At 49.1% G+C, this 2564-nt stretch carries 3 protein-coding genes; all 3 read left to right on the forward strand.

All coding sequences use genetic code 11. The features are described from left to right. Nucleotides 1–747 (forward strand): exopolysaccharide biosynthesis polyprenyl glycosylphosphotransferase (locus ABYV26_RS24330; RefSeq protein WP_372683937.1); only part of this gene is annotated, 747 nt, incomplete at its 5' end. Nucleotides 748–953: 206 nt separating this feature from the next. Further along, complete coding sequence (locus ABYV26_RS24335) at nucleotides 954–2348, forward strand: O-antigen ligase family protein (protein WP_372683938.1); 1395 nt, start codon at nucleotides 954–956, stop codon at nucleotides 2346–2348. 53 nt (nucleotides 2349–2401) lie between these two features. Next, a partial coding sequence (locus ABYV26_RS24340; RefSeq protein WP_372683939.1) for a CpsB/CapC family capsule biosynthesis tyrosine phosphatase occupies nucleotides 2402–2564 on the forward strand: 163 nt, incomplete at its 3' end.

Here is a 2564-nt window from a genome sequence, read left to right on the forward strand (position 1 = left end):
AGCGAAGTGCATGCCATCAAGCGCATTGTTGAACGGTGCGAAATTGAAGGCGTGCGGTTCTGCATTGTGCCGGACTTTTACAACATCATCCCCAAATGGACGGTTCTCAACAGCCTTGGCGATATCCCCGTGATTGCCGTTCGCAACGAACCCCTCAGCATCTTCAGCAACCGCATCATTAAGCGGTCCTTCGATGTTATCGTTTCATCTGCCGGGCTTCTCATCCTTTCTCCGATCTTATTGGTTGTTGCACTTGCCATCAAGACGACCTCGCCAGGCCCGATCTTGTTCAGACAAAAACGAATCGGCAACAACAACGCAGAATTTACCTTGGTCAAGTTCAGGAGCATGACCGTACAATCAAGGCTGGATTCAGATACGACCTGGACAATACCCGATGACAAGCGGGTGACGCCTATCGGAAAAATGCTGCGACAAACCAACCTGGATGAACTGCCGCAGCTGTGGAATGTTCTGGTGGGTGACATGAGCATCGTCGGCCCCCGGCCAGAGCGGGAGCATTTTGTCGAAAAATTCAGCATGGAAATTCCCAATTACCGAATCCGCCATCGGGTCAAATCAGGCATCACCGGTCTGGCCCAAGCCAATGGGTGGCGGGGAAATACATCGATTCATAGAAGAATTGAAAATGACCTCTACTATCTTGAAAATTGGAGTCTGTGGCTCGACTTAAAAATTGTTTTTCTGACTTTTTTTAATCGGGAAGCCTGGAAGAATGCGATTTAGAAAAATTAAACGTTCAGGGGTTCAAAGGTTCAGGGTTCAGAGGTTGGTAGATCAATTATTACATGAGGAAGGTTGCGTTTAAGGATGTAATGATCACGTTGGATGAACCCACGCTATTTCTCGTGGCTTTACCATGTAAATCAATTTCCCATTAAAAGTGTCTAAAAAAGCAGTCTTTAACCTGTCAATGTATACTGAAACACTGTATGACTGTCCTTGAAATCCTGTCTCTTTTTATCATCGGAACCATACCCATCCTTTTCGCCGCTGTTCAACCGTGGGTGTGGTCGCTGTATTGCCTGCTGATGATCGCTGTATTCATCCTTTATTTGTGGTCCACGCTTGACCAGCCTGTTTTACCTCCACTCCGTCTTTTTAAAAAATCGGTTGCCATATTTTATATCTGGACGCTGTTTCTGTGCATTCCTTTTCCGCACCCGGCCCTTTCTTTTCTCAGTCACACTCGCGCTGAGATCCTTTCCCGTGCATGGGCGTTGAACGGCAGCACCCCGACCTGGGAAACGGCCAGCTATTTGTCAAAGCCTGGACTATCCTGGTGGGTGTTTCTACTCAGCCTGGGACTTTTCTTTTTCGTGGTACGGTATCTCTGCACCGAACGAAAGACACTCAAACGTGTTGTATACATAATGATCGGGATCGGCCTGCTGGAGGCGGTATACGGGTTGATTCAAGCGCTGGTACCGTCAATGGGTGTGCTGTGGGTCGATTATATCCAAGACTACCTCGGAACTGCTCGCGGCACGTTTATCAACCGCAACAGCTTTGCGGCATTTATGGGGATGATCTGGCCGCTGGCATTGGGCATCACGCTGGCAATGACCGGTCGGGTTTACTCGTTGAAGGAAGTGCTGGCATCCGACAGACTCAACCGGCAGGCGCTGATGGCAATGGGCATCATCGTTATTCTGCTGGCCTTGATTTTCAGCCGCTCACGGGCCGGTATCGTCAGCGGGCTTGTGGGCTTTCTGGCATTTTCGATCCTGGCACGCACCGGAATGAAAGCCTTGGCCTTGCATACCCGTGTATTGATGGGCGGCGTCATCCTTCTGCTGTGCATTTACACGATGACTATCGGCGTCGGACCTATTTTTCAGCGATTTTTAACCCTTGGTGCCGACAGCGGTTCGCGAATGGATATCTGGCGGGATAGCCTGCCGATTATCGCGGACCACCCGCTGGGTATAGGTTTAGGAAACTATGCTAATGTGTTCCAAGTATACAACCAATCCTTGACCTCAGACAAAACCGTTCTTCATGCCCACAATGACTATCTTCAGGTTCTGATTGAGACTGGCTGGATTGGATTTTTTGCGGTCATAAGTGGTTTTTTCATTTTCATTGGAAAGAGCGCTCGACGCATCAAACAACTCGATTATAGAAGGGACCCCCTGCGTTTTTATTTAGCCGTGGGTGCCTTCAGCGGAATTATTTCGATGAGCGTGCACGGCTTATTTGATTTCAACCTTCAGATTCCTGCCAATTGCCTGTATTTCGTTGTTTTGATGGCTGTCCTCAGTGCTTGTACACAACCAAGAAAAACGATTAACGTCGAACAACGAACGTCCAACATCGAATGCTGAATTGAAAGCGATTATCGCCAATTCTCACCAACGCCTATCCAGTAGATCCCTAAATGATCGATTTACACTGTCATATCCTGCACGACCTGGACGACGGAGCGGAAACCGCTGCCGAAAGTATGCAGATGGCAAGGACCTATGCACAGTCCGGGTACCGCATTGTTGCAGCCACTCCGCACATGGTTCCCGGTACAGCCTGGATGCCGCCCATCGATC

Origin of the sequence: Desulfosarcina sp., assembly GCF_041551955.1 — a bacterium.
Classification (GTDB): domain Bacteria; phylum Desulfobacterota; class Desulfobacteria; order Desulfobacterales; family Desulfosarcinaceae; genus Desulfosarcina.